Source organism: Curtobacterium poinsettiae, from assembly GCF_025677645.1.
Classification (GTDB): Bacteria; Actinomycetota; Actinomycetes; order Actinomycetales; family Microbacteriaceae; genus Curtobacterium; species Curtobacterium poinsettiae_A.
Map to the genome: position 1 here is coordinate 488993 of NZ_CP106879.1, position 22410 is coordinate 511402.

Consider the following 22410-nt stretch of genomic DNA (forward strand, 5'->3'; position numbering starts at 1 on the left):
TGCACATCAGTCGTGATGACCGAGATGTGCTTCCGTGTGACCTAGTCGGTCGCCGGACGGTCAGTCGGTCGCCAGCTGGTCCGCTGTCGCTGCTGCGGCCTGCGGCCCCAGCACCGACGGCAGCTGCTGCCGGGTCGAGACGCCGAGTTTCTGGAACGCCGCGTACAGGTGGGCGCCGACCGTCCGGGGCGAGACGAAGAGGTGTTCGCCGATGGCGCGGTTGCTCAGGCCTCGGGCTGCGAGCGTGCAGACCCGGAGCTCCTGCGGGGTGAGCCGCTCGATGCTGTGTTGCCCGGTCATCGGTACGCGCTCGCCCGTCGCGCGGATGGCGTCCCGTGTCCGCTCTGCCCAGGTCCGAGCGGGCATCGCCTCGAACAGGTCCAGGGCGGCGTGCAGGACGGCACGCGCGGTGGTGCTGCGGTGCAGACGACGCAGACGACGACCGAGTCGCAGGAGCGCTCGGGCCTGCACGTACGGGATCGGCCAGCGCTCGTGCTGCAGGGTCGCCCAGGTGGCCTCGTGGGCGTCGTCGGGAAGGAGCGCGGTCCGGGCGTAGTCGACGGCGGCCCGCACCATGGGGGCATGCCATCGTGCGTGGAGTCGCTCGAGGTCCACCAACCGCTGCTCGGCATCCGCCCGGTTGCCGGACTCCAGCGCGGCGTCGACGTAGTCGTGGGAGGTCAGGACGGCGAAGGACGGGTTGAAGGCGTCGTCGTCGGCGTCGAACAGGCGTCGCAGGGGCCCGAGCGCGTCCGCTGCCCGGCCGGAGAGGAGGTGTGCCAACCCCGTCGCGCCGAGCAGCGTGGCGCGCATCGCACTCGAACGGAGCACCTGTGCGCCGGCCGCGGTCCCGCCGGCGATCCGCTCAGCGTCGGGGTGTTCGCCCTCGAGTGCGTCGAACCACGCGAGCGCACACCGCGCCGCTGCGGAGAACCCGGCGTCGCCGAGGTCACGGCCGAGTGATGCGGCTTGCTCCGCCAACACCCGTGCCCTGGCGACGTCCCCGGCCAGGTAGGTGGTCATGGAGGTCCCCATGAGCGCCTGCGGGAACGTCCGCAGTTCACCACGTGACCCCATGCTCGCGAGGGCACGATCGAGCAGGACACGGGCCGTGTCGATCTCGCCCACCAGGTTGAGCGCGTAGCCGAGGAGCCACGCCGATGCTTCGTCGTGGGCAGTCGGCGCCGCTGCCAGCGCGAGTTCCCGGACGCGATCGCCACGGGCGACCGGCTCGGTCCGGGCCGCGAGCAGCAGCGACCGCGGGTCGTCCTCGGGCAGCGCGAGGGCTTCGACGACGACGAGCATGGGGTCGCCCGGGTCCGCTTGGGCGGTGTGGTCCCAGGCGAGCGCGGCGAGGTGCAACAGTGCGTCGGTGGCGTGCTCGACGGCGCCGGCTGCCTGCATCTCGGAGACGGCGTGGAGCGCCGGACCGAGGTCGCCGACGGCCAGGCCGGTCCGCCCCGTGGGCAGGGTCTCGGCGATCCACGCGGCCCGCGCGGCGCGCAGCCGGTCGGGTGCCTCGTCGCGAGCTCGCTGCACCAGCAGCGACGCCTCGGACGTGCGGCCTGACAGTCCGGCGAGTTCCGCAGCGACGATGCGCCGTTCGACGCGGTTGACCACATCCGAGGTCAGTTCGGCGGCACGCTCGTAGGCGCGGCTCGCGACGAAGGTGTCCGACATCGCGGTCCGTCCCTCACCGAGCGCGGCGATCTCGTCGGCGAGTGCGTCGTCGTGTCCGGTGGCGAGTTCGGCGCGCCACCAGATGGTCCGCGCCGGGTCGTCCTGGTGTTCGAGCACGAGCGACCGCAGAACCGCGGTACGTTCCGACGGCGAAGCCGCCAGGAGGACCGCCGACTGCACGAGTGGGTGTCGGAACCGGATCGCTCGCGGTGGGACCCACTCGAGGAGCGACGACGCCGAGGCCTGCTCGGTCCAGGTCGGCGTCGGGAACCTGCCGATGGCACGGGCAGCGACGCGAGCCGCCTCCTCTGGGCTGGTGCCGCCGGACAGCGCCACGGCGAGTATCGCCAACCGGACGGACTGGTCCAGCTCCGCGTACCGAGCGGCGAACTCCTGCTCGACCCGGCCCACGACCGGGCGGTCCCGAGTGCGATCCGCCGTCGCGGCCGACCGACCGAGCTCGTGCAGTGCGAGCGGGTTGCCCTCGGCGCGCAGCACGAGGTCTCGACGAGCAGGCCCCGTGGGCGCTCCGGAGATCCCGTCGAGCAATTCGTCGGCAGCCGATTCGTCGAGTGGGCCGAGGTGCAGGCGTTGGATGCCCGGGGTCTCCACCATGTCAGAGTTCCGCGTCGTCATCAGGATCACGACCGGGTCCTCACCGACACGTCGAGCCATCATGCGGAGCGCCCACTCGGACGACGCGTCCATCCAGTGCAGGTCCTCGGCGACGACCAGGAGCGGACGTTCGGCCGCGGCATCGGAGAGCAACGTCAGCGCCGCGAGTCCTGCGAGCAGCGGCGAAGGCTGGACCCCAGTCACCACACCGAACGCGACGTCCAGAGCACGGCGCTGCGGTGCCGGCAGGTTCGTGATCCCGGCTCGCAACGGGTACAGGAGCATGTGCAGCGCGGCGTACGGTTCGGCCGCCTCGGCCAGGGTGCCGGTGGTCGTGATCGTCCGGACGCCGAGGCTGTTCGCGTACTGGAGCACATCGGCCACGAGCGACGACTTGCCGATCCCCGCTTCGCCGTCGATCACGAAGGCCGAACCACCACCAGCCACGTCACGGATCGCATGCCGGAGTGCTGCCGTCTCCCGCTCACGCCCGATGATGGGCTGCGCCATCGTCACGGTGTCAGTATGGCAGCGGTTCGGCAGTCGCAGTGTGCTGGTGATCGGCTCTGGCCACCGATCGTCCGGGAGTCACCTTCGGCACCCACGAACCCCGCTCGTGGTGCAGCCGGGTCCCGCGCTGCCCCGTCGGTCAGCGGTCTCGCTGTCGGAGTGTGTGGCTCGGCTGTTCGCCGAACCGTTCCGCGTAGGTCCGTGCGAACCGGCCGAGGTGGCGGAACTGCCATTTCCGGGCGATGTCCGCGACCTTCGTCGCGGCGCCGTCCTCGAGGTCGCTTCGAGCGCCGTCGAGACGAACGTTCCGCAGGTACTGCATCGGGGTGACCCCGTAGGTGCGCGCGAAGGCGCTTTGCAGACCGCGCATGCTCATGCCCGATGTGGCTACGAGGTCTTGGAGCGAGAGCGGAGTGGGCGCTTCGCGGTGGATCAGGTCCACGGCGCGGGCGAGTGGTGTGGTCGCGCCGTTCCGCGTGACCCGTACGCGGAAGGTGTCGATGATGGCGTCAGCGATTCGTGCGTTCAGTGCCGCCCGTGTGTCGCCCTCGACTGCGGCGTCGACCAGTTCGGGTGTGGTCTGGCGGAGCGTTTCCCGCAACCGTCGGAGCGCGTCGAGGTCATCGGCTTGTTCGTCGAACAGGAGCGGGCTTCGCAGGTAAATTCCGCGGCTGTTGAGACGTCGGTGGAGCAGACGGTCGGACAGGTGCAGCATCGAGATCTTGCGGGTGTCGGCGTCGAAGTCGTAGACGATGCTGCTCGAGAGGAACATCGGCCGTCCTGGGATGGCGGTGATGGTGTCGCCGGCTTCAGTGGTGATGGTCGCGATGCCATCCGCGATCCAGAACACGATGTGTTCGAGGCGTGGCCGCATGCGGCCTGTCCGGGTGCCGTCCACGACGGCCCCGCGCATCGACACGTCCGCATCGCCGGCGCTGATGTACTGGAACTGGTCGAGGGAACCCTCGACACCATCCGCGAGGCCGTACGTTTCTTCGAGCTCGGTGCCGCGGTGTTCACTGACCGCCACCACTCGCATCTTCCGGAACGTGGGCGGCCGTTCCGGGAGCGGCGTCGCCGTCACCACGTCATCGTGACATCCCGTGAGCCGGACCCCAAGTCCGAGGCGAGCAAGCGCTGCGGCATGCGGATACAACAGCGATCTGCAGTCCAGGACCGCGCAGTGCGGTGCAGCAGGGTCCTCAGCTGTGGACGACTGACTCGGTGTGGTTGCCCGCAACTGCGGACCGCTGCCGAAGAGCTGCTTCGGCCGTCCCGTTCGGGGCAACGGAGTCGTGCTGCAGTTTCGCCGCAGCCCCGGCGCGTTGAGCGGTAGCTGGACGAGTGGCTCGGCGGCCGTCAACACCTCGCCTACTGCGGCATGTCGACGAACCGCGAGAACATCCCGTGGAACGCCACGGTGATGGTGTCCGTCGGTCCGTTCCGGTGCTTCGCCACGATCAGGTCCGCCTCACCCTGACGCGGGTTGTCCTTCTCGTACGCCGACTCGCGGTGCAGCAGGATGACCATGTCGGCGTCCTGCTCGATGGAGCCGGACTCACGGAGGTCGGAGATCGCCGGCTTCTTGTCGGCACGCTGCTCGGGACCACGGTTCAGCTGCGACAGGGCGATGACGGGGACCTGGAGCTCCTTGGCCATCAGCTTCAGGGCACGCGAGAACTCGGAGACCTCTTGCTGGCGGCTCTCGACCTTCTTGCCCGAGGTCATCAGCTGCAGGTAGTCGATGACCACGAGCTTCAGGTTGTGCTGCTGCTTGAGTCGACGGCACTTGGCGCGGATCTCGACGAGCGTCATGTTGGGGGAGTCGTCGATGAAGAACGGGGCGTCGTTGATGCGGCCGCGGGTCTGGGCGATGGTGGTCCAGTCGCGGGAGTCCACGGTGCCCTTGCGCATGTTCTGCAACGGCACGCTGGTCTCGGCGGAGAGCAGACGCATCGCGATCTCGGCGCGACCCATCTCGAGCGAGAAGAACGCGGCGGTCTGGTCGTGCTTGATCGCGGCGGCGCGGCACAGGTCGAGCGCGAGGGTCGACTTCCCCAGGGCGGGGCGGGCGGCGACGATGATGAGCTGTCCGGGGTGGAAGCCGTTCGTCAGGCCGTCGAGCTGCGCGAACCCGGTCGGCACGCCGGTCATCTGGCCGTCGCGGCCCTTGGCGGCTTCGATCTCGTCGAGCGCGGCGGAGATGGCGTCGGTCAGCGGGACGTAGTCCTCCGTCTGCACACCACCGGCGACGTTGTAGACCTCGGCCTGCGCGCTGTTCACGAGGTCGGTGACCTCACCCTCCGACGCGTAGCCCATCTGCACGATGCGGGTGCCGGCGTCGACCAGGCGACGGAGGACGGCCTTCTCGGCGACGATGCCGGCGTAGTAACCGGCGTTCGCGGCGGTCGGCACCATGCTCGTGACACTGTGCAGGTACTCGGCGCCGCCGGCACGGGACAGCAGACCGGTCTTGGTCAGCTCGTCGGTGACGGCGATGACGTCGGTGGGCTCACCGTGCGAGTAGAGCGACAGGATCGCGTCGAAGATGACCTCGTGCTTGGGGACGTAGAAGTCCACACCGCGGGCGGTCTCGATGACGTCGGCGACGGCGTCCTTCGACAGGAGCATGCCGCCGATGGTCGACTGCTCCGCGAGCATGTCGTGCGGCGGGGTGCGTTCCATGCCGCGCTCCGCGTAGTCCTGCGGTGCGGGCTCAAGATGTGCGATCGGCACACGCTCTCCTCTGTTGACGACGCGGACCTGGACCGACGAGACAGCACCCACCGGCCGGAACCCGCACCCCTGTTCCTACCCCCGGCGACCGACATCCCCGAGTCGCTGGGCCAAGCTACGGCCCCGAAGTTATCCCCAACAAACGGCCCTGTGGATAACTCTGTGGACAGCCTGCGGAACACGCCGGACCACTGTGTGGAGAACTGTGGACGAGCCTGTGGAAAAAGGACCGTACGAACACACTTTCGACCGCTTGACCTGGGCTTTTCTGGTTCACACCGTGTGTGGAAAAGTGGGCTTCAAGTACCCCTTGAAGGTTGCGATTTGACACGTTTCCACTGTGTAAAACGACTTGACAAGCACCCCTCCTGTGGGGAGAGTTCTCGGCCCGTTCCCAGCCAGCGCGACCCTGTCTGAATCGTAACCAGCCAGCCCGAGTCGAGCCGCGCCTCCAGGCCCCCGACCATCTCGGCGACAGCCGTAGGACAAGCCGCGCGCGCGCTGCTGGAACGCAACGACGGGCGGGCCTCCCGGAGGAGACCCGCCCGTCGTGGAGCGGAACGTCAGTGCTACTTGGCAGCGACGACCTTGAGCGAGATCACGGCAGTGATGTCCTCGCGCAGGCGCACGGTGGCCTCGTGGTCACCGACGGTCTTGATGGTCGCGGGGACCTCGACCTTGCGCTTGTCGAGCGAGCCGACGCCCTGCGCCTGGACGGCGTCAGCGACGTCGCCCGGACGAACGGAGCCGAACAGACGACCGTCCTTGCCGGCCTTGACCGACAGGGTGATGGTCGCGTTCTCGAGCTTCATCTTGAGGTCCTGTGCCTCTTCGATGGTGGCGAGCTCGCGCGCGGTACGCGCTGCACGGATCGACTCGACCTGCTTCTCGCCGCCCTTGGACCACGCGACAGCGAAGCCCTGGGGGATGAGGTAGTTGCGGGCGTAGCCGTTCTTGACGTCGACGACGTCACCGGCGGAACCGAGGCCGGAGACCTCGTGGGTGAGGATGAGCTTCGACATGTGTCGACCTCCGATCAGCGGCCGGAGCCGGCGTAGGGGAGGAGCGCCATCTCACGGGCGTTCTTCACGGCACGGGCGATGAGGCGCTGCTCCTGGACGGAGACGCCGGTGATGCGACGGGCGCGGATCTTTCCACGCTCCGAGATGAACTTGCGAAGGGTCGCAACGTCCTTGTAGTCGATGACGCCGACCTTGATCGACTTCGCGGGAGCAGCGTTCTTGCCGCCCTTGCCGCGAGGCTTCCGGCGGTCGCCGGTGCTCTTTCCAGCCATAGTGATTTGTCCTTAGAAGAAAAGTTGTGTGTCCGTCGGAACCGGGAGGATCAGTCCGGAACTCGCAGTTGCCGCTGTGAGGCGGCGCTGCGTGCTCCGATCAGAACGGGGTCTCGTCGTCGAAGTTGCCACCGGGGGTGCTCCACACGTCGTTCGACTGTGCGTTGCCGCCACCCTGCTGGCCGCCCTGGGGAGACCAGGGCGCGTCCGACTGACCGCCACCGTTGTTGTTCCAGTTGCCGCCGCCGTTGCCCGCGGGGGCGTTGCCGCCACCGCCGACCTGGCCACGACCGCCGCCACTGCCACCCGCTGCGCGGGTGATCTGTGCGGTCGCGTAGCGGAGCGACGGGCCGATCTCGTCGACCTCGAGCTCGATGCTCGTGCGCTGCTGGCCCTCACGGTCCTGGTAGGAACGCTGACGCAGACGACCCTGCGCGATGACGCGCGAGCCCTTCGTCAGCGACCCCGCCACGTGCTCGGCGAACTCGCGCCACACACTCGCGCGGAGGAACAGCGCATCGCCGTCCTTCCACTCGTTCGCCTGACGGTCGAACGTGCGAGGGGTCGACGCGATGGTGAAGTTCGCCACGGCGAGCCCGTTCTGCGTGTAGCGCAGCTCGGGGTCCGCGGTGAGGTTGCCCACCACCGTGATGACGGTTTCGCCGGCCACGGGTTACTCGGCGCTCGCGGTCGCGGTTGCTGAGGCGTTGGCGGCCTTGCGGGCCGCGCGAGCCTCGTCACGCTGCTTCTGGGCGGCGACCTGCGCGATGCCCTCTTCAGCGCGGAGGACCTTCGTGCGGAGCACGGCCTCGGAGAGACCGAGCTGACGGTCGAGCTCCTTGGCGGCCTCGGGCGACGACGTGAAGTCGACGACGGCGTAGATGCCCTCGGACTTCTTCGCGATCTCGTAAGCGAGCCGGCGACGGCCCCAGACGTCCACGTTGTCGACGGTGCCACCCGCGTTGCGGATCACGGCCAGGAACTTGTCCAGGCTGGGAGCGACGGTGCGCTCATCGATCTCGGGGTCGAGGATCGCCATCAGTTCGTACTGGTGCATGCGGAACCCACCTCCTCTGGTCTCAGCGGCCCCGGGCGGTTCCCGGGGCAGGAGGGTTGATGCATGTGCCCCAGACCACGCAGGTGCGCGAGGGGCAACCTGGGTAGCCTACCGGACTGCCTGGAGGCGCGCCACCGGCCTGTGGAGAGCGGTCCCGCCCGTCAGGCGGTCGCGTCTCAGGCACTGGTGTCTCAGGCGCTGGCGTCGCCTCGGGCGCTCCACCACTCGCGCAGGCGCTCCTCGGCCGTCTCCGGTCCGAGGGGCCCTTCGTCCATCCGGGCCTCGAGCAGGAACCGGTAGGCCTCGCCCACGGCACGCCCCGGCGGGATGTCGAGGATCCGCATGATGTCGTCGCCCGTCAGGTCCGGACGGATCGACTCGAGCTCCTCCTGCTCGGACAGGGTCTTGATGCGGTCCTCGAGGTCGTCGTAGGCGAACGCCAGCCGATCGGCCTTGCGGCGGTTGCGGGTGGTGACGTCCGATCGGGTGAGCTCGTGGAGCCGTTCGAGCTGGGGTCCGGCGTCGCGGACGTAGCGGCGGACGGCGGAGTCGGTCCAGGCGCCCTCGGTGTACCCGAAGAAGCGCAGGTGCAGCTCGATCAGGCGGGACACCGCGGCGATGGTGTCGTTGTCGAAGCGGAGGGCGCGGAGGCGCTTCTTCGCCATCTTCGAGCCGACCAGGTCGTGGTGGTGGAAGCTCACGGCGCCGCCGGGCTCGAGCTTGCGCGTCGCCGGCTTGCCGATGTCGTGCAGCAGCGCCGCGAGCCGGAGCACGGTGTCCGGGGGATCCCCGGCGTGCCGCTCGGCCTCGTACCCGATGGCCTGCTCGAGCACGGTGAGCGAGTGCTCGTAGACGTCCTTGTGGTGGTGGTGTTCGTCGACCTCGAGCCGCATCTCGGGCAGCTCGGGCAGGAACCGCTCGGCGAGCCCGGTGTCGACGAGCAGCCGGAGGCCGGGGACCGGGTCGTCCGTGTTGAGCAGCTTGACCAGCTCGTCGCGGACCCGCTCGGCGGACACGATGTCGATCGACGCGACGAGCTCCTGCATCGCGGCCCGCACGTCGTCGTCGACGGTGAAGCCGAGCTGGGAGGTGAACCGTGCGGCGCGCATCATCCGCAGGGGGTCGTCGCGGAACGAGACGACCGCGGTCTGGGGCGTCCGGAGCCGCGCGGCGAGCAGGTCCTCGACCCCGCCGTGCACGTCGACGAGCTCGCGGGCCGGCAGTCGCAGGGCCATCGCGTTGACGGTGAAGTCGCGACGGAGCAGGTCGTCCTCGATGGTGTCGCCGAACGCGACCTCGGGCTTGCGGGTCTCGCCGTCGTAGACGTCACTGCGGTACGTGGTGATCTCGACCTGCTCGCCGGCGACCCGTGCGGCGATGGTGCCGAACTGCCGACCGACGTCCCAGGTGGCGCTCGCGATGGGTTCGACGATCCGCAGGATGTCGTCCGGCCGGGCGTCGGTGGTGAAGTCCAGATCGGTCACCGGACGGCCGAGGAACGCGTCACGGACGGGGCCGCCGACGAGGGCGAGTTCGTGTCCGGCGTCGGCGAAGGCCCGAGCGAGGAGGTCGACGGGCTCGGTGGTGGCGAGTGCGTCGAGTCGTTCGACGGCCTGGGCAACGGACTGCATGACGGTGCTCATCCTCCCAGATCGAGGCCCCGAGTTCTCCACGAGTCGCGCGCGCACGGGACCTGTTCATGGTCGCGCCTCATACACTCGTGCTCGGCCCGAACCGACCCCGTGGCCCGCTCCCCGTATGCAGATGCTCCGCACCACGCTCGCCGCAGCCGCGTCGACCCTCGTCGCGCTCGGCCTGGTCGTCGCGCCCGTCGCCACCGATCACGCCTCGGCCGCCGAGATGTCCGCAGCCAAGAGCCACGTCGCCGATCCGGCCGCTGCAGATACGGGCAAGGCGACCATCTCCATCGCCCCCGCGAACCGCGGCGTCGTCCAACGCGACCAGGACCTCACCCTGTCGGTCACCGTCACGAACGACACCGACGCAGCACTGCCGGCCGGTACCGCGGAGTTCGACATCTTCCGCTCGGTGAGCACGCGCGACGTCCTGGCGAGCTGGCTCAGCGACACCACCACGACGGGTTACCTCGGCGCCCCGATGGACTCCGTGGACATCCCGGCGATCCCAGCGCACCGTTCGATCACCATCGACTCGGTCGAGATCGTCTCCGGCAACGTGGCGCTCGGCGGGTACTCCTCGTTCGGTGCCCGGCGCATCGCGGCCGAGTACACGGCGGGCGACGCCTTCGCCGTCGACCGCTCCGCCATCACCTGGTACCCGGACTTCGAACAGGCCCCGGTCAGCGTCTCCGTCGCCATGCCGATCACCGTGCCGAAGTCGACCGACGGCATCCTCACCGCCCCCGTGCTGGCCGCGGCGACCTCGGTGGACGGCACGCTCACGCAGCAGCTCGACGCGGCCGAGGACCACAACGTCGCCGTGGCGGTGGACCCGAGGATCATCGCCTCGGTCCGGATCCTCGGCGACAACGCTCCGTCGAGCGCGATCACCTGGCTGCAGCGTCTCGAAGCACTGCGCAACGAGACCTTCGCGCTGTCCTACGCCGACGCCGACGTCACCGGCCTGCGCCAGGCCGGGTCCGACGGCATCCTGTCGCCGATCTCCCTCGACCAGTCCGTCAAGTCCGAGAACTTCCCGGGCGCCGAGACCCCGGCGCCGACTCCGACGGCCACACCGGGGCAGACCTCGTCACCGGCCCCCACCGCGGCCTCGAGCGACGGCACCACGGCCGACGACGGCGCCGACGAGGCGCAGGAGACCCTGCCGACCACGGAGTCCCTGCTCGACTTCCCGTACTCGATGGACTCGATCGCCTGGCCCACCGAGGGAACGGTGTCCTCCGCCGACCTGCCGGCCCTCGAGCGGGCCGGCACGAAGACCACCATCGTCTCGAGCGGCAACACCTCGGCCGGCGCGGACACCACCATCACCGCGTCCGAGAAGATCGGCGACGACCACGTGCTCGTCTCGGACCAGTCGATGTCGTCGATGCTCCGTCGAGCGGCGAACGCCACCGACCGGCAGACCTGGTCGTCGACGATGTCCGAGCTCACCGCGACGCTGGCCACCTCGGCCCGGGCAGCAACCGCCACGGGGCCGATCCTGCTCACCCTCGGGCGCGAGTGGCCGTCCGACTCCGCGCGGCTCAGCCAGGCGCTGGACGCCCTCGAGAGCACCGCCTGGGTCGCCCCGGCCGACCTCTCCACCGCTTCGAAGGCCGTCGCCGGGTCACTCACGCTCGCGAGCGCGTCCACCGGCGAGGCCCGCGTCGACCAGCTCCAGCGACTGGTCCGAGGGGAACAGGGGCTCTCCGCGTTCGCGACGATCCTCGGCGACCCGAACCAGCTGACCGCCCCGGCCCGGCTCCGTCTGCTCGCACTCGCCTCGAATGCGTGGCGCGACGACGACCAGGGACTCGCCGCCGCGGTCGAGGCGCGCACGGCCGCCTGGGCGAAGAGCACCACCGAGGTCGGGATCGTCGACTCGAGCAGCCTCACCCTGCTCGGCGACCGGTCGTCCCTGCCCGTGTCGATCCGCAACAGCTCCGCCTACCCGGTCACGGTGCACCTGTCCGTGCAGCCGTCCAACTCGGCGCTGCGGGTGGTCCGCAACGACATCGTGGTCGAGATCCAGCCCGACTCCTCCACCCGCGCCACCGTCCCCGTGCAGTCGGTCGCGAACGGCAAGGTCGAGCTGACGATGTCGCTCTCGAGCCCGACCGGCGTCGCCGTCGCCGAGCCCGCGACCGTCGAGCTGAACGTGCAGGCCCAGTGGGAGACGGTCATCACCGCGGTCGCCGCGATCGCCCTGATCGGCATCTTCGGCTTCGGCATCTTCCGCAGCATCCGCAAGCGCATCCGCCGCCGGAACGGCGAGATCGACGACGAGGACGACGACCCGAACCGCCCCCTGGCGGTCCAGCCGACGATCGGGGGCGCGCAGGCGGCGACCAACCAGCCTGGAGGCGCGGATCACCCCTCCGGAGCGGCCCCCGCACCCAGCGTGGCCGCGTCCACTGCCGGGCTGGCGACCGCAGCGCCGGGTGCAGCGCCGACCGCTGCGCCGCCCGCTGCGGTGCACCAGGACCCCCTGCAGGACGCCATCGCACGCGCCGGAGCCGAGCCGCGCCTCCCGTCCGACGCCACACGCAGCACCGTCGCGGACGACCGCGACCCCGAGGAGCCGACCATCAGCGCCAGCCAGCCCCAGCCCGACGTCGACGCCGAGCCGGTCGCCGAGCGCAGCCTCGGTCGGGCGAGCGCGATGCTCGCCGCCGGCACGATGCTGTCGCGCATCCTCGGCTTCGCGAAGACCTTCGTGCTGGCGTACGCGATCGGTCAGACGCAGTCACCGGCGGCGGATGCGTTCGCGGTCTCCAACCAGCTCCCGAACAACATCTACGCGCTGATCGCGGGTGGCCTGTTGTCCGCCGTGCTCATCCCGCAGATCGTCCGTGCGATGAAGCAGCACACCGACGGTGGCACGGCCTACGTCAACAAGATCGTGACGCTCGGCGGTTCCCTGTTCATCGTCATCGCCCTCGTGGCGACCCTGATCGCCCCGCTGCTCGTGCAGGTGTACGCGCAGACCGCTTCAGGCGAGGGCAAGGGGTTCACGCCCGGTCAGATCGACCTCGCGGTGGCGTTCGCGTTCTGGTGCCTTCCGCAGATCCTCTTCTACGCGATGTACTCCCTGCTCGGCGAGGTCCTGAACGCCAAGCAGGTGTTCGGCCCGTTCACGTGGGCGCCGCTCATCAACAACGTCATCTCGATCGCCGGGCTGGTGGTCTTCATCGCCATGTTCGGTGGCAGGGCCGCGAACTCCGGCGTCGACGACTGGACTCCGCTCAAGATCGCCGTCCTCGCCGGCAGTGCGACCCTGGGCGTGCTCGCTCAGGCCGCCTTCCTGCCGTTCTTCTGGCGCCGGGCTGGCCTGAGCTTCCGACCCGACTTCCGCTGGCGCGGCGTCGGCCTGAAGTCGACGGGCACGGCGGCCGGGTGGCTCTTCGCGATGATCCTCGTCACCCAGCTGGCGGGCATCGTGCAGTCGCGCGTCGCATCGCTCGGATCCGGTGCCGCGGGCAATGCGGTGCTCCAGAACGCGTGGCTGCTCTTCATGCTGCCGCACTCGATCATCACGGTCTCCATCGCGACCGCGTACTTCACACGGATGAGCCACGATGCCGAACGCGGCGACCTCGGCGCCGTCCGGAAGAACCTGTCGCTCTCGCTGCGGATCGTCGGACTGTTCACGGTCTTCGCCTCCATCGCACTGATGGTCGTCGCCGTTCCGTTCGGACGCATGTTCTCCAACACCTTCGACGGGGCACTGTCGATCGGCGCGGTCCTGCTGGCCTACATGCCGGGGCTCGTGCTCTTCAGCATGTTGTTCATCATCCAGCGCGTCTTCTGGGCGATGCACGACCACCGCACGCCGTTCCTCATGCAGTGCGTCCAGTCGGTGCTGTTCGTGATCGGCGCCCTCGCGGTCACCACGCTCCCGAACGAGGCGATCGGTGTCGCGATCGCAGCGTGCACCACACTCGCGGGCACCGCGCAGACGATCGTCGCCCTGGTCCTCGTCCGCAAGCGGCTCGGTGGCATCGAAGGACCGGTGGTCACCCGGTCGCACGTGCAGTTCGTCATCGCCGCGCTCATCGCGGGCGTCGCGGGACTCCTCGTCGTGAACTTCTTCGGGTCGTTCTCGGCGAGCGGCTTCGCGATGGCCGACTTCACCGGAGCGCTCATCACCCTCGTCCTCGCCGGCGCGGTGATGGCGGGCGTGTACTTCGGAGCCCTCGTCGTCGCGAAGAACGGCGAGATCGGCAACGCCGTCCGGATGCTCCGCAGCAAGCTCGGCCGCTGATCCCTGCCGGGCACCCACGCTCACGGGCCGTGTGGAATGCCACGCCGGTACGATGGGTTGACCCGGTCAGACGCAACGGAAGGGCAAACAGGCATGCGCCAGCTCATCATCATCGGTTCCGGCCCGGCCGGGTTCACCGCCGGCATCTACGCAGCGCGCGCAGAGCTCAAGCCGCTCATCGTCGCTTCCAGTGTCGAGACGGGCGGTGAACTCACCAAGACGACCGAGGTCGAGAACTTCCCCGGCTTCCCCGAGGGGATCCAGGGCCCTGACCTCATGATCAAGATGCAGGAACAGGCCGAGAAGTTCGGCGCCGAGGTCCTGTACGACGACGCCGTCTCCGTCGACCTCACCGGCAAGGTCAAGAAGGTCACGGTCGGCTCCGGTGAGACGTACGAGGCCCTCGCGGTGATCTACGCCACCGGCTCGGCGTACCGTCACCTCGGCCTCGCCGACGAAGAGCGCCTGTCCGGCCACGGTGTCTCGTGGTGCGCGACCTGCGACGGCTTCTTCTTCCGCCAGAAGAACATCGCCGTCGTCGGCGGTGGCGACTCCGCGATGGAAGAGGCGACGTTCCTCACCCGCTTCGCCGACAAGGTGACGGTCATCCACCGCAAGGACTCCCTGCGTGCATCGAAGATCATGCAGGACCGCGCGATGAACGACCCGAAGATCGAGTTCGCGTGGAACAAGGAGGTCACCGGCATCACGGGCGACTCCGCGGTCGAGGGCGTGACGCTCAAGGACACCGTGACGGGCGAGGAGTCCGAGCTCGCGCTGGACGGCCTGTTCATCGCGATCGGCAACGACCCGCGCACGCACCTGATCCACGGCCAGATCGACATCGCGCCCGAGGGCACGATCGCCGTCCAGGGTCGCTCGTCGAAGACCAACCTGCCGGGCGTCTTCGCCGCCGGTGACGTCATCGACCCGACCTACCGTCAGGCCATCACGGCTGCCGGTTCGGGCACGGTCGCCGCGCTCGACGCCGAGAAGTACCTCGCCGAGCTCGACGACGCACTGACGGACGAGGCCGAGGGCGTCGCCCCGGCGGAGCCCGCCATGGTCGACGTCATCGCCGCCCGGGCCTGACCCGCCTCGGAATACCACGACGGCTTCGCCGTTGTACCCCCTGAACGACTTCTCGAAGGAGCACACATGTCCAACGCCAAGGCTGTCACCGACGCCACCTTCTCGGACGAGGTCCTCAAGTCCGACAAGACGATCCTCGTCGACTTCTGGGCTGAGTGGTGTGGCCCGTGTCGCGCGGTCTCGCCGATCCTCGACCAGATCGCCGAAGAGCACGCCGGCAAGATCGAGATCGTGAAGCTCAACGTGGACGACAACCCCCAGTCGGCCATGAACTACCAGATCACGTCGATCCCGGCGATGAAGGTCTTCAAGGGCGGCGAGGTCGTCAAGACCGTCATCGGTGCCAAGCCGAAGCCCGCGCTCGAGGCCGATCTCGCCGAGTTCCTCGCGTAGGTCGCCCCACCTGAACGGCCCCGCTCTCCCCAGAGAGCGGGGCCGTTCTCGTCCGGAGCCACCGGATGACGATCGGCCCCGTCGCGGAACCCTGGTTCCCGGGGCCGATGTCGTAGTGTGGCGGGAATGTCCCACTGAACGGAGCACTCGATGACGAACGGCAACAGCCTCGACCCCTGGTACGACTCCTACGCCCAGCGCACCGCCGGGCTGAGCGCCTCCGAGGTCCGAGCCCTGTTCGCCGTCGCCTCGCGCCCCGAAGTGGTCTCGTTGGCTGGCGGCATGCCGTTCGTCTCCGCGCTCCCCAGAGAGCTCGTCACGGGCTCCCTGGACCGTGTCATGACCGAGCACTCCGCCATGGCGCTCCAGTACGGCGGCGGACAGGGCCTGCGGTCCCTCCGCGAGCACATCGTGGACGTCATGAGCCTCGAGGGCATCCGTGCCAGCGCCGAAGACGTCGTGGTCACCACGGGCTCGCAGCACGCCCTCGACCTCGTCACACGGCTGTTCATCGACCCGGGTGACGTCGTGCTCGCCGAGTCGCCGTCCTACGTCGGCGCGATCGGCGTCTTCCGGTCGTACCAGGCCGAGACGGTGCACGTGACGACGGACGAACTCGGACTCGTCCCCGAGGCGCTGCGCGAGGCGATCGCGAACCTCCGCACCCAGGGCAAGCGGATCAAGTTCCTCTACACGATCCCGAACTTCCACAACCCGGCCGGCGTCACGATGAGCCGCGAGCGCCGCATCGAGGTGCTCGACATCTGCCGGTCCAACAACATCCTCGTGCTCGAGGACAACCCGTACGGGCTCCTGTGGTTCGACGAGCCGGCGCCGCAGGCCATCCGATCGATCGACGAAGAGGGCGTGGTGTACCTCGGCTCCTTCTCGAAGACCCTCGCACCAGGGTTCCGCGTGGGCTGGGCGCTCGCGCCCCACGCCATCCGCGAGAAGCTCGTGCTCGCCAACGAATCGGCCGTGCTCGCGCCGAACTCCTTCGGCCAGTACGTCGTGAACGCGTACCTCGACGCCGCGGACTGGAAGGGCCAGGTCGACACCTTCCGAGGGATCTACGCCGAGCGCCGTGACGCCATGCTGTCGGCGCTGGGAGAGTTCCTGCCGGACCTGTCCTGGACGAAGCCGAACGGTGGCTTCTTCGTGTGGCTGACCCTGCCCGAGTCCCTCGACTCGAAGGGCATGCTGCCGCGCGCGGTCAAGGAACTCGTGGCCTACACGCCCGGCACCGCGTTCTACGCGGACGGACGCGGGGGCGGACACATCCGTCTGTCGTTCTGCTACCCGACCCCGGAGCAGATCCGGGTGGGGGTCAAGCGCCTGGCCAACGTCGTCAACGACGAACTCGAACTCATCGAGACCTTCGGCCCGACGACCCGACCGAACACCGTGGTCCGCCAGACGTCCACGGTCAGCGCACCGCCGCCGAACATCTCCTGATCAGCGCTTTTCCTCAGTGCTGCTCGCACAGCACCGCAGTTCCACACCGGAGGACCCCGCATGGCCGAGCTCACCCGTCGTCACGTCGTCGTCGTAGCCGGAGGCATCTCGCACGAGCGTGACGTCTCCCTCCGCTCCGGCCGCCGGGTCGCCGACTCACTGACCGGCTACGGCTGGCGGGTCGACCTGTGCGACGCCGACGCGATGCTGCTTCCGGCTCTCGCCGAATCACGCCCGGACGTCGTGTGGCCGGCACTGCACGGCGCCTCCGGTGAGGACGGAGCCCTGCGGGGCATCCTGGAGGCCGTGGACATCCCGTTCGTCGGCTCACGTTCGACGTCAGCCCGGTTGGCATGGGACAAGCCGACGGCGTCAGCGCTGGTCGCCCGCGCCGGCGTCCGCACCCCTCGTTCGGTGACACTCTCCCACGACGTCTTCCGTGAGCTCGGCGCCGTCGGGGTCCTCGCGGCCATCGCGACCGAGCACCCGGTGCCGCTCGCCGTGAAGCCGGCGCGAGGTGGGAGCGCACAGGGCGTGACCCTCGTCGACGACGTCAAGGACCTGCCCCGGGCCATGGTGACGGCGTACACGTACTGTGACGACGTCGTGGTCGAGCAGCTCATCCGTGGGACCGAGGTCGCCGTGGGCATCATCGACACTGGAGACGGCCCCGTGGCGCTCTCCGCCGTGGAGATCGTGCCGCGCAACGGCATCTACGGGTTCGAGGCGCGTTACAACGCGGGGGAGACGACCTTCTACACGCCCGCGCGACTGTCCGACGAGTTCGCCGGAGCAGCCGCGGAGGCAGCGGTCGCCGCGCACACAGCGCTCGGACTCCGGCATCTGTCCCGTGTCGACCTGATCATCGACGGGGCCGGGACGCCTTGGTTCCTCGAGGCGAATGTGCTTCCCGGCCTCACGGAGACGTCGCTGCTCCCGCAGGCGCTGTCGGCGTCCGGCTTCGATCTTGGCTGGACCTACGCCGAGCTCGCCGAGCAAGCGATTCGGGACCACCGAGTCTGAGCGGTCACCGCCCATGTTCCACGTGGAACATTGACACCCGGCATCCGTGCGCGCCGCGATTTCGGTGCGATGTTCCACGTGGAACGTCTCTCGGAGACAGTCGTCGTTCAGCGCCATGCAGTGGCCCTCGGCGCGGTCGGCGGACTCCGAGGTACCGGCACGGCGTCAGCAGACGATCCCAGCGTCTCGGCGTCGATCTCCCACGGCCGGACGCCCTTGTGCACAAGCGGGGAAGCTTCGACTCCGTCAACAGACACGCTGAGTCTGAACGTCGGTTCGCCCGATCTGCAGGAGCGGCCGGTGAAACGCGATTCCGCGAGGGTGAACTCACGGAACCACGGGTCGGAAACGCGGACGATGTCCCTGCCTCGCTGTCCTGAAGGGCGAGCCGATGGTGATCGTCACCACCACCTCACCGGGCGCTGACCACGCTCCACGTCGCAATCACGACGTCGGACACCCTGTGTTGCCACCAGAGCTGTCGGGATGAGTCCGACGGGCGCGAGCCGCAGCCCGGGCGTCCCGGGGCCGCACAGCGCCGCACAGCGCTGCGCTGAGGCTGCTCAGCCCTCGAGGTCCTCCACCCCGAGCTCGCCGAGGATCCGATTGAGGTCGTCGCCGTTCGCGAAGTCGATGGTGACAGAACTCTTGCGGGCACCGACTGCGATCTTCACACGCGTGTTGAGGCGATCGCCGAGCCGCTCAGCGAGATCGTTGAAGTGCGCCTGACGCTTCGACGGCTCGGGCTTCGGCTTCGCCGCGGGCGTCTTGGCTGACAGCTGCTGCGCGATCGCCTCAGCCGCGCGGACGGAAAGGTCCTCGTTGACGATCTTCTCGGCCAGGTACTCCATGGCCTCCGCGTCGGGTGCGGCGAGGATGGCCCGAGCGTGCCCGGCGGAGAGCACGCCTGCGGCCACACGCCGCTGGACGGGGGAGGGGAGTCGCAGGAGTCGGATCGTGTTCGTGATCTGCGGACGCGACCGTCCGATGCGCTGGCCGAGCTGCTCCTGCGTGATCCCGAAGTCCGCCAGGAGCTGCTGGTACGCCGACGCCTCTTCCAGGGGGTTGAGCTGTGCCCGGTGGAGGTTCTCCAGCAGCGCGTCGCGCAGCATCGCGTCGTCGGGGGTGTCCTTCACGATCGCCGGGATCGTGCTCAGGCCGAGTTCCTTCGTGGCACGCAGACGGCGTTCACCCATGATGAGCTCGTACTGGGGCTCGGTGCCCGTGGCGCCCGGGATCGGCCGGACGACGATCGGCTGCAGGACACCGATCTCACGGATCGAGTGGACGAGCTCTTGGAGCTCCTCCTCGCGGAACTCCTTCCGCGGCTGCTGGGCGTTCGGGATCACGTCCAGCGGATTGAGGTTGGCAAGTCGTGCACCGGGCACGGCTACCAGCTCGTCCGCGGTCGGAGCGGATGCCGGCGAACCACCGGTCGGGAAGAACACGTCGACGGGACGGTCCTGCTGATCGGTCGCGGTCGGGATCAGGGCGCCGATGCCTCGGCCGAGTCCGGTTCGCTTCGGTGCCATCAGTGCTTCGCTCCTCGTGCTGCGATCTCGGCGGCCGCTTCCAGGTAGGACAGCGACCCGGTGGAGTTCACGTCGTAGGCGACGACGCTCTGCCCGTAGCTCGGTGCTTCGCTCACGCGGACGGAGCGGGGGATCATCGCCTTGAGCACCTGGTCACCGAAGTGCTCACGGACGTCGTTCGCCACCTGGTTCGACAGGTTCGTGCGGCTGTCGTACATCGTCAGAAGAATCGTCGAGACGCGGAGGTTCGGATTGAGGTGGCGCTCGATCAGTTCGATGTTCCGTAGCAGCTGGCTCAGACCCTCGAGTGCGTAGTACTCGCACTGGATCGGGATGAGTACCTCTTGTGCGGCAACGAACGCGTTGATGGTCAACAAACCCAGCGACGGCGGGCAGTCGATGAACACGTAGTGGTAGGGCTCGTCCAGGGACTGCAGGTACATGTCGAGTGCAGTCCGGAGCCGCTGTTCTCGTGCCACCAGGGAGACGAGTTCGATCTCGGCGCCGGCGAGGTGAATCGTTGCCGGCACGCACCAGAGCGTGTCCGACTCGGGGGAGGCCTGCACGGTGTCGGCCATCGGAGCCTCGTCGACGATCACGTCGTAGATGCTCGCGACTTCCGCCTGGTGGTCCACGCCGAGTGCCGTCGAGGCATTGCCCTGCGGGTCCAGGTCGATCACCAGTACACGAGCACCACCGTGAGCGAGACCGGCGGCCAGGTTGACGGTCGTCGTCGTCTTGCCGACGCCACCCTTCTGGTTCGAGACGGTGATGATCCGTGTCTCAGCAGGCAGGGGGAACTGTTGCGTGGCGATCGCACGCCGGCGACGGTTCAGGTCGGCGATCTCGCGAGCGAGCGGTGTCGACGCGTCGTAGTCGGTCGATGAACTCAACGAGTGCCTCTTCCCCGGTTCGATGTTTCACGTGGAACGCGGAGCCACTGGCGGCCGGATGACCCGGCCCGAGCCGCAGCGTCAGTCAACTGTAGCCCGGAAGACGCGGGTGGTCTCCGCAACCACACCGTCTCCGAGCTCGAGTACCTCGACATCGGAGAGGCGCTTCCGGAGGATGACCTTCCGTGCCTTCTCGATCTCTTCGTCGACCCGCGCACCCTTCATCAGGATGAGCTGCCCACCCGAGCGGACCAGGGGAACGGTGAGGGGAATGAGCTTCGACAGCGCACTGACGGCCCGTGCGGTGACCTGGTCCACGACGACGTCGTCAGCCACGTCCTCAGCACGGCCGCGGAGCACGGTGACGTTCTGCAGGCCGAGACGGTCGGACTCGTTGCGAAGCCAATCCGTCCGTCGCTCCATCGGCTCGATGAGGACGAACTCAACGTCCGGCCGGGCGATCGCGAGCACGAGACCCGGCAACCCTGCCCCCGAGCCGACGTCTGCAACGCGACCACGGGCCTCCAGGAGCGGTGCCAGCAATGCAGAATTGAGGATGTGTCGTGTCCACAAGCGGGGAAGCTCGAGCGGGCCGATCAGGCCCAGCTCCTCACCCCGTCGCGCGAGTTCGTTCGTGAACGAGCGCGCGACCTCGATCCGGTCACCGAAGAGCCCTGCGGCCGCGATGGGCTCAGCCTCGAGCACCGGTGCAGCCTCCGTCGGGACGGGTGCCTCCGTCATCGGGTGACGACCGTGTGGCGGTCCCGACCCTCACCCTCGGACTCCGAGTGGAAGCCCTTCTCTGCGACCAGGTCGTGCACCAGCTTGCGCTCGTAGGACGACATCGGGGGCAGCGCAGCCGACGACGAACCGGCTTCGATGCGCTCGACGGCGGTGTCCACGAGCCGCTGCAGCTCGTCAGCACGGGCGTCCCGCGAGCCACCGACGTCGAGGATGAGCCGGCTGAACTCGCCGGTCTCCGCCTGCACGGCGATCCGGGTGAGCTCCTGCAACGCCGTCACGGTGTCCGGCTTCGACAGCACGCGGAGTGCTTCGCCGTCATCGGTGACCGACAGGTACACACGACCGGCGCGCTCCTCGATCTCGATGTCGCCGTCGAGGTCGCAGATGTCGAGGAGCTCCTCGATGTAGTCCGCCGCGATGTCCGCTTCGTCGCGGGCGTCCTCGGTCTCGGTGTCCATCGTCTCGGTGTCCGTCGCCTGGACGGCGGCTGCGGTGTCCTGCTCGGTCACTTACTTCTTCCCGTTCTTCTTCTGGCGCTGCTTGCCGACCGGCTGCTGACGCTGGGTGGTCACGCGCACGGGCTCGATCTCCGTCGCGCCGGCGCCGGCACCGGCCTCGGCGAGGACCGGGGTGGCGGTCCCGCGACGCTGTGCCTTCTTGGCCAGGCGGGCTTCACGGGCCAGTGCTGCTTCGGAGCCGGGCGTCGGCATGCTGCGGATGACGAAGTACTGCTGCGCCATCGTCCAGACGTTCGAGGCGAGCCAGTAGAACATGACGCCGAGGGGGAAGCTCAGGCCCGAGATCACGAAGACCAGCGGGAGGATGTACAGCATCATCTTCTGCTGGCGGTACATCGGAGACTCCTTGGTCTCCGGCGACATGTTCTTGGCGACGAGCTGCAGCTGCGTGATGAACTGCGACGCCGTCATCACGACGATCATGAAGCCCGCGATCGCACGGACCTCCCACCCGGAGGCGTTCGTGAACGTCTCGTGCAGGGGAGCACCGAACAGGGCCGCGTTGCCGAACGACGCCGCGAGGTCGTTCGTGAGCAGGCCGATGCCCGTCTTGTTGATCTGGGCCTCGTGCAGCACCGAGTACAGCGAGAAGAAGATCGGCATCTGCAGCAGCAGCGGCAGGCAGGAGCTGAGCGGGTTGGTCCCGGTCTCCTTGTAGAGCGCCATGGTCTCGCGGCTCATGGCCTCACGCGAGAACTGGTCCTTCTTGCCCTTGTACTTGTCCTGGATCTTCTTCAGCTGGGGCGCGACCTCGAGCATGCGGCGCTGCGACTTGATCTGCCGGACGAAGATCGGGATCAACGCCGCGCGGACGACGAACGTCAGGAAGATGATCGAGAGCACCCACGTGATGCCCTCGTTCGGGTCCATGCCGATGCTCTCGAAGATCCAGTGGAAGCCGACGAGGATGGCCGAGACCACCCATTTGAGCGGCCAGAGGACGAATCCGATGATGTCCATG

At 68.6% G+C, this 22410-nt stretch carries 18 protein-coding genes; 5 read left to right on the forward strand and 13 right to left on the reverse strand.

Translation table 11 applies throughout. The features are described 5' to 3' along the window. Window positions 1-60 precede the first annotated feature (60 nt). From OE229_RS02480 to OE229_RS02515, 8 genes are all read right to left on the reverse strand, one after another. Window positions 61-2805, reverse strand: coding sequence for a helix-turn-helix transcriptional regulator (locus OE229_RS02480; RefSeq protein ID WP_262140076.1), 2745 nt, complete (start codon window positions 2803-2805; stop codon window positions 61-63). 139 nt (window positions 2806-2944) lie between these two features. Beyond that, entirely contained in the window at window positions 2945-3835 is an 891-nt protein-coding gene (locus OE229_RS02485; protein ID WP_262139589.1) for a helix-turn-helix transcriptional regulator, read from the reverse strand. Between the two features lie 341 nt (window positions 3836-4176). Beyond that, window positions 4177-5541 (reverse strand): replicative DNA helicase, encoded by a 1365-nt coding sequence (gene dnaB, locus OE229_RS02490; protein ID WP_410007323.1) that lies wholly within the window; start codon window positions 5539-5541, stop codon window positions 4177-4179. A gap of 569 nt (window positions 5542-6110) precedes the next feature. Next, window positions 6111-6563, reverse strand: a complete 453-nt coding sequence (rplI, locus tag OE229_RS02495; protein WP_027466901.1) for a 50S ribosomal protein L9 — start codon at window positions 6561-6563, stop codon at window positions 6111-6113. A 14-nt stretch (window positions 6564-6577) separates the two neighbouring features. Then, window positions 6578-6835, reverse strand: a complete 258-nt coding sequence (rpsR, locus tag OE229_RS02500) for a 30S ribosomal protein S18 (protein ID WP_017887834.1) — start codon at window positions 6833-6835, stop codon at window positions 6578-6580. Window positions 6836-6935: 100 nt separating this feature from the next. Further along, on the reverse strand, window positions 6936-7505 hold the full coding sequence (locus OE229_RS02505) for a single-stranded DNA-binding protein (protein ID WP_110862690.1): 570 nt from the start codon (window positions 7503-7505) through the stop codon (window positions 6936-6938). Window positions 7506-7508: 3 nt separating this feature from the next. Further along, window positions 7509-7892, reverse strand: coding sequence for a 30S ribosomal protein S6 (gene rpsF, locus OE229_RS02510; protein ID WP_027466903.1), 384 nt, complete (start codon window positions 7890-7892; stop codon window positions 7509-7511). Window positions 7893-8083: 191 nt separating this feature from the next. Then, window positions 8084-9523: a CCA tRNA nucleotidyltransferase gene (locus OE229_RS02515; protein WP_111057375.1), complete on the reverse strand. Its 1440-nt coding sequence runs from the start codon at window positions 9521-9523 to the stop codon at window positions 8084-8086. Window positions 9524-9650: 127 nt separating this feature from the next. Here OE229_RS02515 and OE229_RS02520 point away from each other — a divergent pair, with 127 nt between their 5' ends. The 5 genes from OE229_RS02520 (at window position 9651) to OE229_RS02540 (ending at window position 17762) form a co-directional block, all read left to right on the forward strand. Next, window positions 9651-13799: a murein biosynthesis integral membrane protein MurJ gene (locus OE229_RS02520; RefSeq protein ID WP_262139592.1), complete on the forward strand. Its 4149-nt coding sequence runs from the start codon at window positions 9651-9653 to the stop codon at window positions 13797-13799. Between the two features lie 93 nt (window positions 13800-13892). After that, window positions 13893-14891, forward strand: a complete 999-nt coding sequence (gene trxB / locus OE229_RS02525) for a thioredoxin-disulfide reductase (RefSeq protein ID WP_209132520.1) — start codon at window positions 13893-13895, stop codon at window positions 14889-14891. 66 nt (window positions 14892-14957) lie between these two features. Next, on the forward strand, window positions 14958-15284 hold the full coding sequence (gene trxA, locus OE229_RS02530) for a thioredoxin (protein ID WP_017887828.1): 327 nt from the start codon (window positions 14958-14960) through the stop codon (window positions 15282-15284). Between the two features lie 150 nt (window positions 15285-15434). Next, the gene (locus OE229_RS02535; RefSeq protein WP_262139593.1) at window positions 15435-16739 is read left to right on the forward strand and encodes an aminotransferase-like domain-containing protein; all 1305 of its coding nucleotides are present in this window, start codon (window positions 15435-15437) and stop codon (window positions 16737-16739) included. 60 nt (window positions 16740-16799) lie between these two features. Next, window positions 16800-17762 (forward strand): D-alanine--D-alanine ligase family protein, encoded by a 963-nt coding sequence (locus OE229_RS02540; protein WP_262139594.1) that lies wholly within the window; start codon window positions 16800-16802, stop codon window positions 17760-17762. Window positions 17763-18325: 563 nt separating this feature from the next. Here the strand turns inward: OE229_RS02540 and OE229_RS02545 are convergent. The 5 genes from OE229_RS02545 to yidC form a co-directional block, all read right to left on the reverse strand. After that, on the reverse strand, window positions 18326-19294 hold the full coding sequence (locus OE229_RS02545; protein ID WP_262139595.1) for a ParB/RepB/Spo0J family partition protein: 969 nt from the start codon (window positions 19292-19294) through the stop codon (window positions 18326-18328). Then, complete coding sequence (locus tag OE229_RS02550) at window positions 19294-20187, reverse strand: ParA family protein (protein ID WP_310809603.1); 894 nt, start codon at window positions 20185-20187, stop codon at window positions 19294-19296. Before OE229_RS02550 ends, OE229_RS02545 begins: the two co-directional genes overlap by 1 nt. Before the next feature lie 81 nt (window positions 20188-20268). After that, window positions 20269-20928, reverse strand: a complete 660-nt coding sequence (gene rsmG, locus OE229_RS02555; RefSeq protein ID WP_182064133.1) for a 16S rRNA (guanine(527)-N(7))-methyltransferase RsmG — start codon at window positions 20926-20928, stop codon at window positions 20269-20271. After that, window positions 20925-21389, reverse strand: coding sequence for a Jag family protein (locus tag OE229_RS02560; RefSeq protein ID WP_247737362.1), 465 nt, complete (start codon window positions 21387-21389; stop codon window positions 20925-20927). Before OE229_RS02560 ends, rsmG begins: the two co-directional genes overlap by 4 nt. A 51-nt stretch (window positions 21390-21440) precedes the next feature. Then, the gene (yidC, locus tag OE229_RS02565; protein ID WP_182064135.1) at window positions 21441-22409 is read right to left on the reverse strand and encodes a membrane protein insertase YidC; all 969 of its coding nucleotides are present in this window, start codon (window positions 22407-22409) and stop codon (window positions 21441-21443) included. Window position 22410: the final 1 nt, after the last annotated feature.

What these genes read in the sequence shown, in the direction of transcription:
- OE229_RS02520 (WP_262139592.1), top strand. Translation starts at nt 9,651, where the DNA reads ATGCAGATGCTCCGCACCACGCTCGCCGCAGCCGCGTCGACCCTCGTC.
- rsmG (WP_182064133.1), bottom strand. Translation starts at nt 20,928, where the DNA reads ATGACGGAGGCACCCGTCCCGACGGAGGCTGCACCGGTGCTCGAGGCT.
- rplI (WP_027466901.1), bottom strand. Translation starts at nt 6,563, where the DNA reads ATGTCGAAGCTCATCCTCACCCACGAGGTCTCCGGCCTCGGTTCCGCC.
- yidC (WP_182064135.1), bottom strand. Translation starts at nt 22,409, where the DNA reads ATGGACATCATCGGATTCGTCCTCTGGCCGCTCAAATGGGTGGTCTCG.
- OE229_RS02480 (WP_262140076.1), bottom strand. Translation starts at nt 2,805, where the DNA reads ATGGCGCAGCCCATCATCGGGCGTGAGCGGGAGACGGCAGCACTCCGG.
- rpsF (WP_027466903.1), bottom strand. Translation starts at nt 7,892, where the DNA reads ATGCACCAGTACGAACTGATGGCGATCCTCGACCCCGAGATCGATGAG.
- rpsR (WP_017887834.1), bottom strand. Translation starts at nt 6,835, where the DNA reads ATGGCTGGAAAGAGCACCGGCGACCGCCGGAAGCCTCGCGGCAAGGGC.
- trxA (WP_017887828.1), top strand. Translation starts at nt 14,958, where the DNA reads ATGTCCAACGCCAAGGCTGTCACCGACGCCACCTTCTCGGACGAGGTC.
- OE229_RS02535 (WP_262139593.1), top strand. Translation starts at nt 15,435, where the DNA reads ATGACGAACGGCAACAGCCTCGACCCCTGGTACGACTCCTACGCCCAG.
- trxB (WP_209132520.1), top strand. Translation starts at nt 13,893, where the DNA reads ATGCGCCAGCTCATCATCATCGGTTCCGGCCCGGCCGGGTTCACCGCC.
- OE229_RS02545 (WP_262139595.1), bottom strand. Translation starts at nt 19,294, where the DNA reads ATGGCACCGAAGCGAACCGGACTCGGCCGAGGCATCGGCGCCCTGATC.
- OE229_RS02515 (WP_111057375.1), bottom strand. Translation starts at nt 9,523, where the DNA reads ATGCAGTCCGTTGCCCAGGCCGTCGAACGACTCGACGCACTCGCCACC.
- OE229_RS02540 (WP_262139594.1), top strand. Translation starts at nt 16,800, where the DNA reads ATGGCCGAGCTCACCCGTCGTCACGTCGTCGTCGTAGCCGGAGGCATC.
- OE229_RS02560 (WP_247737362.1), bottom strand. Translation starts at nt 21,389, where the DNA reads ATGGACACCGAGACCGAGGACGCCCGCGACGAAGCGGACATCGCGGCG.